This is a genomic window from Pedobacter panaciterrae (assembly GCF_013204795.1).
In the GTDB taxonomy this organism is placed as follows: Bacteria; Bacteroidota; Bacteroidia; order Sphingobacteriales; family Sphingobacteriaceae; genus Pedobacter; species Pedobacter panaciterrae.
The window spans coordinates 85591-99786 of record NZ_JABMKW010000004.1; the positions used below are offsets into that span (position 1 = coordinate 85591).

Annotated in this window: 14 protein-coding genes; 6 read left to right on the top strand and 8 right to left on the bottom strand. The window is 37.6% G+C overall.

Annotation, left to right across the window (positions count from 1 at the left end):
* Positions 1–34 precede the first annotated feature (34 nt).
* Positions 35–1072: a dipeptide epimerase gene (locus tag HQN86_RS01325; RefSeq protein WP_172659248.1), complete on the top strand. Its 1038-nt coding sequence runs from the start codon at positions 35–37 to the stop codon at positions 1070–1072.
* On the opposite strand, the gene HQN86_RS26795 is transcribed toward HQN86_RS01325, so the two are convergent.
* A complete protein-coding gene (locus HQN86_RS26795; protein ID WP_048907957.1) occupies positions 1062–1247 on the bottom strand; it encodes a DUF6358 family protein in 186 nt (61 codons plus the stop codon). The two genes, HQN86_RS01325 and HQN86_RS26795, sit on opposite strands and share 11 nt — an antisense overlap.
* A 3-nt stretch (positions 1248–1250) precedes the next feature.
* Positions 1251–1568 carry a rhodanese-like domain-containing protein gene (locus HQN86_RS01330; RefSeq protein WP_048908338.1) on the bottom strand — a complete coding sequence of 106 codons (318 nt, stop codon included), beginning with the start codon at positions 1566–1568 and terminating at the stop codon, positions 1251–1253.
* A 148-nt stretch (positions 1569–1716) separates the two neighbouring features.
* Here HQN86_RS01330 and HQN86_RS01335 point away from each other — a divergent pair, with 148 nt between their 5' ends.
* Positions 1717–2802: a DUF4407 domain-containing protein gene (locus HQN86_RS01335; RefSeq protein WP_172659249.1), complete on the top strand. Its 1086-nt coding sequence runs from the start codon at positions 1717–1719 to the stop codon at positions 2800–2802.
* A gap of 5 nt (positions 2803–2807) precedes the next feature.
* Positions 2808–4121: a M20/M25/M40 family metallo-hydrolase gene (locus HQN86_RS01340; protein ID WP_172659250.1), complete on the top strand. Its 1314-nt coding sequence runs from the start codon at positions 2808–2810 to the stop codon at positions 4119–4121.
* Positions 4122–4123: 2 nt separating this feature from the next.
* On the opposite strand, the gene HQN86_RS01345 is transcribed toward HQN86_RS01340, so the two are convergent.
* Genes HQN86_RS01345 through HQN86_RS01360 form a run of 4 tightly spaced genes read right to left on the bottom strand, consistent with a single transcriptional unit; the run spans position 4124 to position 9550 of the window.
* Positions 4124–4621 (bottom strand): GNAT family N-acetyltransferase, encoded by a 498-nt coding sequence (locus HQN86_RS01345; RefSeq protein ID WP_172659251.1) that lies wholly within the window; start codon positions 4619–4621, stop codon positions 4124–4126.
* Positions 4622–4639: 18 nt separating this feature from the next.
* Positions 4640–5200 carry a thiamine pyrophosphokinase gene (locus HQN86_RS01350; RefSeq protein WP_172659252.1) on the bottom strand — a complete coding sequence of 187 codons (561 nt, stop codon included), beginning with the start codon at positions 5198–5200 and terminating at the stop codon, positions 4640–4642.
* Positions 5201–5238: 38 nt separating this feature from the next.
* A complete protein-coding gene (locus HQN86_RS01355; RefSeq protein ID WP_172659253.1) occupies positions 5239–6144 on the bottom strand; it encodes an alpha/beta hydrolase in 906 nt (301 codons plus the stop codon).
* A 7-nt stretch (positions 6145–6151) separates the two neighbouring features.
* Positions 6152–9550 (bottom strand): ThuA domain-containing protein, encoded by a 3399-nt coding sequence (locus HQN86_RS01360; RefSeq protein WP_172659254.1) that lies wholly within the window; start codon positions 9548–9550, stop codon positions 6152–6154.
* A 299-nt stretch (positions 9551–9849) separates the two neighbouring features.
* On the opposite strand from HQN86_RS01360, the gene HQN86_RS01365 reads away from it, so the two are divergent.
* The gene (locus tag HQN86_RS01365; RefSeq protein ID WP_172659255.1) at positions 9850–10461 is read left to right on the top strand and encodes a hypothetical protein; all 612 of its coding nucleotides are present in this window, start codon (positions 9850–9852) and stop codon (positions 10459–10461) included.
* A gap of 77 nt (positions 10462–10538) precedes the next feature.
* On the opposite strand, the gene HQN86_RS01370 is transcribed toward HQN86_RS01365, so the two are convergent.
* Positions 10539–10874, bottom strand: coding sequence for a hypothetical protein (locus HQN86_RS01370; RefSeq protein WP_172659256.1), 336 nt, complete (start codon positions 10872–10874; stop codon positions 10539–10541).
* A gap of 148 nt (positions 10875–11022) precedes the next feature.
* Here HQN86_RS01370 and HQN86_RS01375 point away from each other — a divergent pair, with 148 nt between their 5' ends.
* Together HQN86_RS01375 and HQN86_RS27030 are read left to right on the top strand one after the other, a co-directional pair.
* Positions 11023–12450 carry a S41 family peptidase gene (locus HQN86_RS01375; RefSeq protein ID WP_172659257.1) on the top strand — a complete coding sequence of 476 codons (1428 nt, stop codon included), beginning with the start codon at positions 11023–11025 and terminating at the stop codon, positions 12448–12450.
* Between the two features lie 113 nt (positions 12451–12563).
* Positions 12564–14066: a TlpA family protein disulfide reductase gene (locus HQN86_RS27030; protein ID WP_172659258.1), complete on the top strand. Its 1503-nt coding sequence runs from the start codon at positions 12564–12566 to the stop codon at positions 14064–14066.
* Here HQN86_RS27030 and HQN86_RS27120 read toward each other — a convergent pair.
* Positions 14044–14178, bottom strand: coding sequence for a winged helix-turn-helix transcriptional regulator (locus tag HQN86_RS27120; RefSeq protein ID WP_353935619.1), 135 nt, complete (start codon positions 14176–14178; stop codon positions 14044–14046). The genes HQN86_RS27030 and HQN86_RS27120 overlap by 23 nt on opposite strands.
* Between the last annotated feature and the right edge of the window lie 18 nt (positions 14179–14196).

Below are 14196 nucleotides of genomic sequence, written 5' to 3' on the forward strand. Positions count from 1 at the left end.
TTAACTTTGATATTACTTAAAGCTTTTTTAGCTCATGCAGGTAAACGCCAAACCATATCAACTGGAATTAAAACATCCATTTTCTATTGCTAAATTCTCAAGAACAAGCACTCCGGTTATGCTGATAAAGCTTACGTACGAAGGAATTGATGGATATGGCGAAGCATCAATGGTTCCTTATATGGGCGAAAGTTTAGAAAGTGCAATTGCCTTTTTAAACAAGGTCGATTGGAAAAGGTTCACCTATCCTTTTGATTTCAGGGAAATAATGGAATATCTTGATGACATTGAAAGTGGTCACCCTGCGATAAAAGCAGCTATAGATATTGCCTTGAATGACATAAATGGTAAGATTTTAAACAAACCATGTTATGAGGTCTACGGTTCGGATCCGCTAAAAATGCCGCTAACCTCTTATACCATTGGCATAGATACACCAAACGTTTTAAGAGAAAAAGTTGCAGATGCCAAAGATTTTAAAGTGCTAAAAATAAAACTAGGCAGAGACAACGACAAAGAACTTATCAATACCATAAGAAGCGTAAGTGACTTGCCTCTATATATCGATGCTAATCAGGGCTGGAACGACAAAGCCGAAGCGATAGATATGATTTATTGGCTGCACGACAAGGGGGCTTTGCTGATAGAACAGCCAATGGATAAAACCAACATGGATGGGAATGCCTGGCTAACGGGTAGAAGTCCTATCCCAATTCTAGCCGACGAAGCCGTACAGCGCTTACCAGACCTGGATGCACTAAAAGGTGCTTATCATGGCATAAACATAAAACTGATGAAAAGTGCCGGCATGTATGAGGCTCATCAAATGATTCTGAAGGCGCGTTCTTTTGGAATGAAAATTCTGATTGGCTGCATGAGCGAAACATCCTGCGCCACGCAGGCAGGAATTGCCCTTGCTCCTTTATGCGACTGGGCGGATCTGGATGGCCCCTGGCTAACCAAAAACAACCCTTTTAAAGCTCCGGAAATGGAGGCTGGAAAATATTTATTAAAATACCTCCCAGGTCTCGGCCTGGAAGGTATTCCTGAAGATCTTTTTATTACTTCTTAAGGTTACTTCTCATCTCTTTTATGAGCTGAAGCTTTTGGTATAGAAAAAACCCAGCAGTAACTACAAAAAGAGCTACGAATAGATATTTCTCATTTTTAAAAGCCCAAAATATCCCATAACCCGACAGAATAACTCCCAGGTTATAAAAAACGTTTAAAGCGATTTTCTTACCCATATCCTAGTAAACAGGCATATCAGGATCAAACGCCTCTTGCCATGCCAGAATGCCTCCCTTAAGGTTATACAAATTGGTTAGACCAAGTTGTTGCTCTAACTGCATTACAGCCGCAGCACTTCTTTTGCCACTTCTGCATTGCATAATTACTGGTTTATCAGTAGCAACTTTATCTGCTTCAATTAAAATACCTCCCAAAGGGATATTCAATCCGTTAAGGTTTGATGTTTCATACTCAAATGGCTCCCTAACATCGATCAATTGAAAATCTTCGTTATTATCAATCTTTGCTTTAAGCTCCTCAACCGTTATTTCCTTAATCATATTATTTCGATTTTTTCAAACTTAGATAAAGTTACGCAAGTATCCATAATTGTGGCAGGAAACATTACAAAAAAGTGAATAACTGTAACAACTAAGTATGTCGGGCGTTTAATAGTAAGTCTTTGCTAACTTTGGCTTTAACATCATGAATTCAATATTTCGTTTCTTTTGGTTTTGTTCAGGAGTACATATTGCTACCCTGGAAAAGCATCCTACGGAGCACAATAAATATGTGGGCATCGGAGCCACCATTTTCTTTACCGGATTGTTTGCCGCACTTTCTGGTGGTTATGCCATGTATTTTGTTTTTAAAGGAGATTCAACAGCACTCCCTTTTGCCTTTCTTTTTGGCTTAATCTGGGGGCTCGCTATTTTTAATATGGATCGCTATATAGTCTCCAGCATTAATAAAAGTGCTTCCACTGGCAAACAGCTATTACAGGCCACCCCACGTATTTTATTAGCCATCATGATCGGGATTGTCATATCCCGTCCACTGGAATTAAAAATATTCGACAAAGAGATCAAGGAACGTTTAAAGGTCACTTATCTAAACAATCAGCGTTCTAAAATCGATACGTTAAACATTGCCTTTGGCAATAAGTATAAAATTGAACTCGCTAAACTCAAAGAAACCAAGGCTCAGCGCGACTCTATGGAGAGTGCGATAAAGACAGACAGACAAAAGCTAAACTTCGAAATTTTTGGAAACAAAACAACCGAAACTTCCGGAATTATGGGCTATGGCCCATACGCCAAAAGAAAAGAAGCAGAATTGAAGCAGCGCGAACAAGACTTGGACACCCTATCGGCAGGAGTTAGAAAACTCGAAGATTTTGTAGATAACCGAAAGCAGTTTGATGGCCTGATGAGTGAGAAACTATATACCAGCAAACAACTGGATAGCTTAACCAGTATTGCAGGCTTTGCCGACAGGAACTCTGCCTTAGGTCAGTTAAGTATCAGCCCCAACGGTAAAAAAGATGTAAATACTTCACTCGCGATAACGTTTATTGGCTTGTTATTTATTTTCTTTGAATGCTTACCTGTTTTTGTTAAATTGATGAGCAGCAGAGGACCATATGACAGATCTGTAGAAAATATAGAAACTGTCCAGATGTACGAATCTGATAAAGACAAAGACTATGAGATAACTGTTATCGATGGCGTTCATGACACACGTGTTTCAACAGAGATAAACAGAAGAAAAAACGCATTGAATTCTAACTAACATATATGAGAAAAGCTCTTTACTTCTTTTTTGTGCTTCTAATTGCACAACAGGCAAATGCACAGGACATCAATAAAATAATTACAAAAGATTATGTCGACAGACTGATCAAAACCCTTAGCAGTGATGACATGCAAGGCAGGGGTACATTTACACCAGGCATAGACAAAGCTGCAACTTTTATAGAATCTGAGTTCAAAAGTATTGGGCTAAAACCGCTTGAAGGAGAAAATGGTTATCGCCAATCCTTCTTCAAATATCAATTGAAACCTGAGGCCACCTCTGTTACAATTGATGGCGCAAACATTGATCCGGCAAACATCCTGGTATTTGGGAATACCTCAGAAAACCTAACTTTTGACAACACCAACAGCGATGGATGGATAAAACTTGATCCCTCTAAGCCTTTTATGGATCAGTTCAGACCAATTAGCAGAAGCGGCAAGAAACAGTTGATATTGGTTGATGCAAAATTTGCAGATGCCTTTAACAGAATCAAAGGATACTTTGACAAAGGAAGCATATTGGACGAAAAAGATTTAAATGCCAAGTCAACTGCTCTTGTTTTTGTCCTTGATAAGGACACTGTAGCAAGCGATTTTAAAGTAGACTTGAAAAACTCTTTTGCAAAAATGCCTTTATTCAATGTTGCAGGGATGATTCCCGGAAAATCAAAAGCCAAAGAATTGGTCATCTTTTCAGGACATTATGATCACCTTGGTATAATTAAAGCTGATGGACAAGACAGCATTGCAAACGGTGCAGATGATGATGCATCAGGCACAACAGCAATGATTGCTTTAGCCAAGTATTACAAGAAGTTAAACAATAATGAGCGCACCCTAATATTTGTAGCCTTTACAGCAGAAGAAATTGGAGGTTTTGGTGCCAGGCATTTCTCGGAAAAATTAAATCCGGACGATGTTGTAGCCATGTTTAATATAGAAATGATTGGTAAAGACAGTAAATTTGGTAAAAACACAGCCTTTATAACAGGCTATGATAAATCAGATTTTGGCCAGATCTTACAGAAAAACTTGAAAGGAACAGAATTTACTTTTCACCCTGATCCTTACCCACAACAAAATCTATTCTATAGAAGCGACAATGCTACATTAGCTGCTCTTGGCGTTCCGGCACATACGATAAGCACAGATCAAATAGATACCGATAAGTTTTATCACACCGTAAAAGACGAATACAGTACCCTTGATTCAGACAATATATTGTCGACCATTAAAGGTATTGCCAAAAGCGCAATAAGCATTATAAAAGGTATTGATACGCCAACAAGAATTCCTAAACTGGAAAATAACTAGGTCTATATGATGGGTTTCTCCATGACGTAATCGTCCATAACGAAACCGTTTCCGATATCCAGGACAACGGTTTCTTTTATTATAAAACCTGCTCTTTCATAAAAGTCTTTGGCCTTATTGTTCTTATTAACATTTAACTGAAGTGATTTACCGCCCGCCCTTTTTACCAGGTTAAAAACTTCGTTTATCAATAGCTTACCTACACCCCTTCCGTGCGTTTGGGGCAAAACATATAACTTATGTAGTTTATAAGCATGGCTTTCAGGCTCTATAACCGAAAACCCTGCAAAACCCAGGTCTTCATTATCTTCCTCAGCTATCAAAAATGTATGCCCCTTCTCCAATTGCGAAAGCAATTCTCCCCGGTTATACATTTTCTCTAACATATAATCAATCTGTTCGGTTGAAAGATATTCGGCATACGTAATTCGCCATGTCCTATCTGCCAGATCCTGAATAGTGGCAATATCCTCTTCTTTTGCTTTCCTTAAAATTATCATAAAAGCTTCTTTATCTAATTACAATACCTCACTAATAAACAGATATGGTACGTTGAATAGGAACTCCACAAATCCATCATTTATTACCTCAAAAGTATTATTTTCTGTTTGCTTTAAATTACTTGTTTCAAAATAAGAGACAACTTCAATATTAAAAATGCTGTCTTTGGGTTTCCATACTTTAAATCCCGATTTAATAGCGTATGATTTTTCAGTTTCAGTAAATACCACAATGTTTATCGCATCAATATAACTTCCCAGTTCCCTTAAGTCGCTTTTTGAATCAATAACATTTACTGCAGGGTATTTTTCAGCAATCAAATAATCTAAAACAGCATCTAATTCCTCAGATTTAGCATGAATTACTTTTGTATTTTCCTGAAAATCCTGGTCATTTGAATTGACCACAATATCCACCTTTAAGCCAAGACTGATGGCCTTTTCATAAACCGCAGCGCTAACGATTAAAGTTGGGCTCCATTCCAGCAGCTGACCTAAATATTCTTCATTAAAGTCCCCTAAATAGTGGATATATAGTGCCGGCTCTTGTTTTTCCCGAATGATATGATGTGATGACATACAGCAAATATATCCTAATATTCTTTTTTATTTTAGTATCAGATCAAAGACATGCTTTTCATCCAGAAAATGCATCGCCCAAACCATTCATCAAAAGAAGGAGCAGTTAAAAACCCATGCTCTCCTTTTGCGTAAATATGCAATTCTCCAGATACCTTGTTTTCTTTAAGCGCTCTGTAAAACTCAACACTATTGGCTACAGGTACAACCTGATCAGCATCCGAATGAATTAAAATCGTTGGCGGCGTTTCTTCTGTTACCTGCAACTCATTGGAGTAAAGTTTTATCTTTTCTTCTGTTGGAGAGGGGCCAAGAAGATTATCTCTGGATCCAATATGACCAATCTTGTCGGTAAAAGAGATCACCGGATTTATAAGCAGCATAAAATTTGGCCTAACGCTAATTCCTTCTCGATTTTCAATAACTGGTTTATTAAAATGTGTTCCCGCAGTTGCGGCAAGATGGCCTCCGGCAGAAAACCCCAGAATACCTATCTTTTTGGGGTCAATGTTCCATTCTTTAGCCCTCTGTCTCACTATCTTAATTGCCTGTTGGGCATCCTGCAGAGGCCCGATAGACTTGTCCAACATTATCTTATCGTTCGGCAGCCTATACTTTAATACAAAAGCCGTTACCCCCATTTTCGCAAATGCTCTGGCTGCATCGCTGCCTTCTCTTTTTGTAAGTAGCACATGATATCCTCCGCCAGGACAAATGATAACAGAAGTTCCATTTGCCAAACCCTTTGGGGGCAAATAAACAGAAAGAGTAGGAACAGACACGTTAGAAGTAAGACTATCTACGTCTGGATTACCGATCCTCTGCTCTTGATTTGATATAGGCTTGGCATTTGGTATTTTACCTGAATATAATGGGATCACCTGTTGCGCATTACAATACGGAACCAAAAACATCAGCGATAAAAATACAATATACTTTGCCATGAGGTATTTATTCGAAATTGATCCAATCTATACTTATCAAATCTCTATTTGGTGGGGTATTCTTTAAAAACACAAAATAAAGATCATGTTTACCCCCCGGGTTTTTTACAGACGTGCTTAATTCAGTGTACTTTTCCCACTTACCTGTTGAGGTAAAATTAGCCGTACTAATTATTTCTCCTTTTGGAGAATCGATATGCACCTCTATAGTTCCACTATGATTTGCCGAAGCATAATAATAGGTAAGTTTATTAATGTTCCTAAGGTCAATATTTTTAAACACGATATAAGACTTGTTATGGATGCTACCAACATACCTGTCATTTTTATCTACGTTATTAAAAACATCTGCATCTTCTGCCTGTACTTTTGCCGGACGCAACACAATCGTCTCTTTTTTTGTTAAAGGAGTTATCGCCCCGCCCTTGTCAGTATACGACGCAGAGAAAATGTACCTACCCTGATCCTTATTAGCTAAATGCTGTTTTAAAGCAACGGCTCCTTGTTGTGGCAACGCAGCATTAGTTTTTTTGGCATTTAAGCTTAAAATATATTTAACAATCTCAGTTGCATCATCATTAGAAATCTGAGGGTGTGCACTCATTGCATGTTCTCCCCAAACACCGCCACCTCCAACAATGATCTTCTTAGCCAAACGACTTACTGCATCTTTGTTACCGGTATAACGTTGTGCAACCTGCATAAACGAAGGACCCACTGATTTACCATTTATCTGATGGCAAGCTTTACAGTCGCTTTTAGCAACTAAAGATTTACCAAAATTATATGTAGGTGTAATCTCCTGATGACCTACCAGCGCCTGATTGCTTTCTACCTTTGCAATAAAATCAAGGTTCACCTTTACCTTTTTTGCATCTATCACCTTATCTTCATTATCCTTTACATCAACTTTATAATTAAAATTAGTTGCCTTAGGGAAAAAGAAAGAACTATTACTTGTTGTAATTATGGCTACCTGAGGCATCGTATTACCTACCTTAATCACAACCGTATCCAACCCGCTTTTACCCGCTGCATCAGTTACTTTTAAAATAGCGTTGTATATGCCGTTTTTTTGAAATGTATAGTTAACATTTTGTTCTGTTGATGCGATCTTGTTTCCTTCAAAGCTCCACTCGTACGACAGTTTATCATCATCGTCATTATCATAGCTCTTCGAGGTAAAAGCAACTTTGTATGGAGCAATTCCAATAGTATCTTTGGTTTCAATTTTAGCAAACGGAGCACGGTTTCCACCATTGTAATCAATACGAACCAAACGCGCATCAACATTATCTATCCCGTATACAGATCCATATTCCAACATATAAAATGATCCTTCTGGCCCAACCTCTATATCAATAGGGCGTCTAAAATCGCCATTAGTTTCCATAAAAGGCTCCATGCGTACATAGTTTTGATTCTCATCCAGACGCACTGCAAACACCCAGTTTCTCATCCAATCGTACATAAAAAGTGCTTTATCATAATACTCAGGGAACTTAGTATCGGATTTAAGCGCTGCATTATAATGATATACAGGCCCGCCCATAGCACATCTTCCGCCTTGTCCCAAAGCAGGGAATTCTTCTGATCTGTTATAAGGATACCACACCATCGCTTTTTGAGCCGGTGGCAATATTTGAGCACCGGTACTATATGGGGAATTGTTTGCAGGACCGTTTACATCAAAGAAATCTCCTACTTTTTTGGTCGCAAAATCATACTCTTTATAAGCCTTATTATCACCAACAAAATATGGCCAGCCATAATTTCCAGCTTTTTTTGCCTGATTAAATTCATCGTATCCACGTGGCCCCTGTAAACCATCAGTACCAGAATCTGGTCCAACTTCTCCCCAATACACGATAGAAGTTTCAGGATCTACAGACATTCTATAAGGGTTACGACAACCCATTACATAAATTTCCGGACGTGTTTTTGGTGTTCCTTTAGCAAATAAATTCCCTTCAGGAATGGTATAACTTCCATCTGCCTCAGGATGAATCCGCAGGATCTTGCCGCGCAAGTCGTTTGTATTTCCTGCCGATCTTTCTGCATCAAATGTTAAACGATTATCTCTTCTATCAATAGGAGCAAAACCATCAGATTCAAAAGGCACAGTATTATCCCCGGTTGAAATATATAGATTCTTGTACTTATCCCAGGCTAAAGAACCACCTGTATGAGCACTTACTTCAAGATCAATTGGGACCTCTATAATCACCTGCTCAGATTTAAGATCAAGCTCATTTTCCTTACTAATTTTAAAGCGAGAAATATGCTGTTTGTATTTATCACCTGCAGAGGCGGTATAAAAGAAATACAAATAGTTATTTTTTGCAAAGTCCGGATCAATAGTCATCCCCAACAAACCATTTAGGTATTTATCAACAGCCTTCACAGGAAAGTTGTAAACCAATGTAGTTTTACCATCGGCAGGATTGTATACGTAAAAATTACCGGCGCGCTCAATAAAAAACACCCTGCCATCCGGAGCTACAGATAATTCCATAGGCTCATTTAAATCATTAGATAAAACGGTTTTAGTAAAACGATTATCCTCTGGCTTTTTAACTGCGTATGCTTTTGAATAATCCAATGCAACGTTGGTACCAATGGCATACTTAATACCCCCAAGGAGGTGAGTTAAAAATAATGGTTCGCTAAAGCTTTCGTCGGTATGTCCGCCGCCTGTATAAAAAGCGCGGCCGCCATCGAATTCATGGTACCAGGCAATAGGATGGTTCTCTCCGTTTTCTCCGCCTTCGTAGCTATCTTCATCTAATTTAGCCAGCACCTTTATATCGTCTTGTATGCTTTTATAGTTATACCATTCGTCTGTGCGGTCCCATCTTTTTGGCAAGCCCTTAGTCGATATATGGGTCGTGTCAATCACATCAATAGTTGCCTTACGCACATTAGGATTACCCGGATGGCTTTTAAAATAAGCTCCAACAAGCTTATTATACCAAGGCCAATCGTATTCTGTATCTGCCGCAGCATGAACTCCGGCGTAACCACCACCAGATTGAATATACCTTTCAAAAGCTACCTGCTCATCGGCATTTAATACATTCATAGTGGTGCTTAAAAAGATTACAGCACTGTAGTTTTTTAAACTATCCTGAACAAAATAAGCTGAATTCTTAGTTGTATCTACAATAAAATTATTCTCTTTACCAAGCTTTTGTAGAGCAGCAATACCAGCCGGAATAGAAGCATGATAAAAGCCCTTGGTTTTTGAAAACACCAGGATACGGGCAGGTTTTGCTGGTTTAGCAACACTAGACGCCGGAGTAGCAGGCGTTTTAGGCACTACCGTTTTGCAGGCATAAAATACAACAGAAGTGCAAACTGTTGAGAATACAGCAAGGTAAATTTTAAAGTATTTAGTTTTAAGCATAAAAATATTGGGTTAATGTGGCTCCCGGCCAAAAAAAAAGTAAAGTAAGATCACAAAACAATTTGCCCTTGAATATTGACAGGCATTTAGGGCTTAACTACTCACAATCACTTGGTTTAGGTTTGGATTAAAGTTCATTTTGAAGTAAACTTAGCAATTATAATGAAAAAGACCTTAATAAAGCGAACATATGGAAACAAACACACTGTCAGCTAAACAATTAGATAAAATATTCATCAGAATTTAACATACTAATTCTGATATATTTATTACATTCGGAAACATTTAAATATAATCCTATGCTGAAAAAATCTATACTAGCAGGCATGGCATTTTTAATGCTCTCTTGTGGTAATCAAAAAAAAGAAGAAAGTGATTCAGGGACTGGCAGTGTTATCGACAAAGTCAGTAATCTGAATAAGGTGGCTCAATCCGCAGATAAGATGGAGGAGATGACCGCTGAACTAAAAAAACTAACACCCCTAACCAATGAGCAGCTGAAAGCTGCAGTACCAGAAACACTCGACGGGTTGAAAAGAAAAAGCTTTAGTGCTGGCGGTTATGCTGTAAGTGGCCTGAGCACTATTGAAGCTGAATATGGCGACGACAGTAAATATGTAAAAGTTGGCATCATTGATGGCGCAGGAGAATCTGGAAGCGCTATTATTTCTTTAATGGCCATGACACTAAGTATGGACAGAGAATCAGAATCTAATGGAACTGTGTCTAAAACAGTAGACGTTAATGGCATTCGTTCTATAACAGAGGAAACCAAATCTGAAAGCTCAGTTAGCTCATCTATCAAATTCCTTTACAAAGACAGGTATTCTGTAAGCTTGGATGGAACAGGATACAGTCTTCAGGAATTAGAATCATTTTTGAAAAGCGTAAAACTTGACGAATTAAAGTAATTCGACTGATTAAAGATGTTATGAATTTAAAATCTTTAGATCTTCATCTAAAGGTTTTTTTATGATCCTTACTTCTCTCACGCTTTATAAACATAGAACTTCTTATCCCTTATCGGTTGCCCCTTAATCTCTAAATATTCTCCCTTTTTATCTCTGGTATACTTTACTACGAATGGCTCGTCACTTGCTTTGCATGCTTCAAAAGCCAGTTTCAGTCGATCAATGTGCGTATCAGCGCCAACTTTCCATTTTTTATCTAAATACCAAAAATAAGCTGAAAAATTTCTTGTATTCCCTAGCATTTTTCCATCTAACCTAATATGAGTTGGATTTAATTCTTTGTAAGGAAGAACCGCTTGAATATAAAACTCACTAAAATTCTTGTATTCAGGAATAACGTTTACTGGGCTCATAATTAATTTTTGCGCAATTTACATCATTTCTATTCTGGTGACAATTTTTTGGGCTAATAATCTTACGCTTTTTATCTAATTTAAGGCTTGTAATAAAAACTAAAAACCTGACATCTTTAATATATTAATCCTCAACCAAATTACCGCAATGAAAAAATTGAGCGCCCTTCTTATCATCCTTGCATTCCCTTATTTACTAATAGCACAACAGGTATCGTGTAACTGTCTGGACAATTTAAATGAAACCATTGTTAAAACTGAAATCAACTATGCTGGCTTCCCCACTAAAGTGGATGAAAAGACAAAGTCTGATTATGATAATCTAATAACCAGTCTACGTGCAAAGGCAGGAAATGAAAGCAATGCAAAAAAATGTTTCTACCTCATAAAAGACTATATAAGATTTTTTAAGGACAAACATTTCTCATTATCCTACCTGAATAAAAATGATTACGACAATGAGAAAGAAGACATTGATGAATCTTACTTCAAAATCCTGAAACCTGACAATAGCGTTGAAGGTATATGGACCAATCCAGACAGCTCAATCACCCTGGGAATAAAGATATTTCCAGATAACGAATACAAGGCCATTATCCTTAAAGCAAAGGATGAAAAGCTTCCAAAAGGTTTGGTTTATTTTAAACTAAAACCCCACAAAAAGGGTTATCTGTTACAACAATACAATGTGTTGAACAGCATAGATTTTTATGCTCAGCAAAGAGGCGGCTTATTGCAATTATGGAATTTTTCACTTTTTGGAAGGATTTCACCAAGAGAAATGACGGCTAGTGAAAAAAGGGAGTTAAACACATGGAAGAATAATAACAATGGATTAGATTTTAATCAGTTAGATGAAGAAACCAGTTATATCAAAATTCCAACCTTCTTTAACAACGACAGTAAGATCGAGAAATTGGTTGCAACAAACGACAAAGCTATTAGAAATAGTAAGTACCTGATCATCGATCTCCGTGGAAATGGAGGAGGCAATTCCGGCTGGAGCTTTCTATTGCCTTATGTAATAACCAATCCCATTAAACAGGACGCCCCCTTACTTCGCATATCAAAAGACAATGTCCAGATTAAAAGATCGGAGCTTGAATCTCTTGTAAAAAATCCTTTGCCCGAGGATGCAAAGAAATATTATCCCGATGAATATATAAGCACACTCAAAAAAATCTACGAGGAGCTCCCGACCGCTAAAAGTACCTTTTATGAAGTTCCTGGATTAACTATTCCAATTGATTCTGTTCTCGGCAATCCCTCCCGGGTAGCGCTAATAACTGATGAACTTTGCGGGAGTTCTACAGAATACTTTTTTCAATTGATGAAACAAAGCAAAAAAACCACAAGATACGGTTCAAATAGTGTAGGAATGATGGATTATGAAGGCCCAACTTCAACAACTCCACTTCCATGTAAAGAGCTAATTCTAATGATGCCCGTTTCAAAATCGAGCTGGACCGATAAAAATCCAATTGATGAGGCCGGCTTTAGTCCTGATGTTAAACTCAAAATACCAGGAAAGCAGTGGGTTGAATACATCGTTAAGGATCTAAAAAAGAAAGGATAGTGAGTTCATTCATTGAGTAAGTTTTCTGATTCATCACATTTTTACCGTTGTTCATCACATTTTAATAAATCAGTTCATCTAAAGGTTATTATTGTGTTAAAAAACAATCAGGTATGAAAAAAAATATTGCTCTATTGTGCTTAATGTTTGTTGTTATACAGGCTTCGGCCCAGTTTAACCTTATGGGAAAAATCCTAAATTATACTGGCAAAGAAGATCTAGTCGTCAACATTCCATTGGTATACGGTTTTCATAAAGAGAATTCTATATCTATTCCTGTAGCGAAAAATGGCACATTCAATATCACCCTACCTACTGAAACACAAAATTTTGTCAGCTTGATTTTTCAAAGACAGTTTTACACGCTTCTGATCACCAGGAATAAAAATTTAACAGCTAGTATAAACGAAAATAATAAAAACCTTGAGCTCTTATCAGGTACTGCTTTGTTGGAAAACAAGCTGCTGCAAAAAATCAACATAATGGAAAATCCGGCCTTTATGGAAGAACAGGCAGCACATCTTTATGGAGGTCTTAATTTTACTGAATTGAATGCTAAGCTGATCCAGCCTTATCTTGCTAAACGAGATGAAAAAATCGATATCATAACGGCCTCAAAAATTTCGTTGAAGAACAAAAAGCTGATCATATCAGAAGTAAAATATCTTGCTTACAATTATCTAAATGATTTTGCGAGAACACAGCTCAACAATAAGCCTGCTATCGACAGCATGATTATTAATCTTTTTGATAATAGCATCATTAAACCTGAAGTTTTTCCTGCTGGTCTTCAGTATTACTCCTTTGCCGACAACTATCTCCGGTACCTGGAAACCAAAGCTTTTTTAAAGATTAAAAAAGATAACATCAAGCCCACCGAACCGATACCGTACTATGGGATCAGTTTAGATAGTGCCAATGTAGTAGTAAAAAAATATGGAAAGCCATATTGGAGGTGGGTGGGCAGTACCAAGAACTTTCCTGAACCAGTTACCGAACAGTATACATATCAGCAGATCATAAACTTGTACTATGACAAAGACCTAAGGCAAATCGCTGCGCTTTCAGAAGTATTTAAAAAGCGGTTTCCTCAAAGCAAATTTAATCAGGAGATTGATCAAAAAGTAAATTCATTAAGGCAAATGCTTGCTCAGAACGAATCAAACACTGATATCGTGGTTTTAAAGGATTACGACAAAATACAATCAGTTTATGATGTTATAGCTAAGTATAAAGGCAAAGTGGTTTATCTTGATGTTTGGGGCACATGGTGTGGCCCCTGCAAAGAGGAGCTTAAATTTATGCCTCAACTCAAATCTGCTTTTACCAATAAGGATGTTATATTTCTTTATCTGGATATGGATGAGGAAGATCGCGATGCCATCTGGAAAGAGTTCATTAAAGTAAACGGGTTAACAGGAGTACACTTCCGTAAGAACAGACAAACTATAGCCCCGCTATGGAAAGAATTATTGGCAGACAACCAGGATAAAGCTGAATACTACCCCCAGTATTTCATTTTTGATAAAGAGGGAAAGGTAGCCGTAAGTAAGGCTTTACGCCCAAGCGACAAAGAAGCACTGTATCAGCAAATCAACTCTGTGTTAGTTCATTAATTCTGAATAACAAGAAGGTCATCAAATCAACCATTTGGGTTTTAGCTAAGCCTTTTTCAGACAACTTATATTCTACCCTTGGCGGTAGTTCCTTATAAGCCAATCTTTCCAGTAGACACTTCTCCCAACT

Bases quoted from the DNA above. Each gene is read 5' to 3' on its own strand.
- HQN86_RS01370 (WP_172659256.1), bottom strand. From the start codon at position 10,874: ATGAGCCCAGTAAACGTTATTCCTGAATACAAGAATTTTAGTGAGTTT.
- HQN86_RS01375 (WP_172659257.1), top strand. From the start codon at position 11,023: ATGAAAAAATTGAGCGCCCTTCTTATCATCCTTGCATTCCCTTATTTA.
- HQN86_RS01325 (WP_172659248.1), top strand. From the start codon at position 35: ATGCAGGTAAACGCCAAACCATATCAACTGGAATTAAAACATCCATTT.
- HQN86_RS01355 (WP_172659253.1), bottom strand. From the start codon at position 6,144: ATGGCAAAGTATATTGTATTTTTATCGCTGATGTTTTTGGTTCCGTAT.
- HQN86_RS01345 (WP_172659251.1), bottom strand. From the start codon at position 4,621: ATGATAATTTTAAGGAAAGCAAAAGAAGAGGATATTGCCACTATTCAG.
- HQN86_RS01335 (WP_172659249.1), top strand. From the start codon at position 1,717: ATGAATTCAATATTTCGTTTCTTTTGGTTTTGTTCAGGAGTACATATT.
- HQN86_RS01365 (WP_172659255.1), top strand. From the start codon at position 9,850: ATGCTGAAAAAATCTATACTAGCAGGCATGGCATTTTTAATGCTCTCT.
- HQN86_RS01350 (WP_172659252.1), bottom strand. From the start codon at position 5,200: ATGTCATCACATCATATCATTCGGGAAAAACAAGAGCCGGCACTATAT.
- HQN86_RS01360 (WP_172659254.1), bottom strand. From the start codon at position 9,550: ATGCTTAAAACTAAATACTTTAAAATTTACCTTGCTGTATTCTCAACA.
- HQN86_RS26795 (WP_048907957.1), bottom strand. From the start codon at position 1,247: ATGGGTAAGAAAATCGCTTTAAACGTTTTTTATAACCTGGGAGTTATT.
- HQN86_RS27030 (WP_172659258.1), top strand. From the start codon at position 12,564: ATGAAAAAAAATATTGCTCTATTGTGCTTAATGTTTGTTGTTATACAG.
- HQN86_RS01340 (WP_172659250.1), top strand. From the start codon at position 2,808: ATGAGAAAAGCTCTTTACTTCTTTTTTGTGCTTCTAATTGCACAACAG.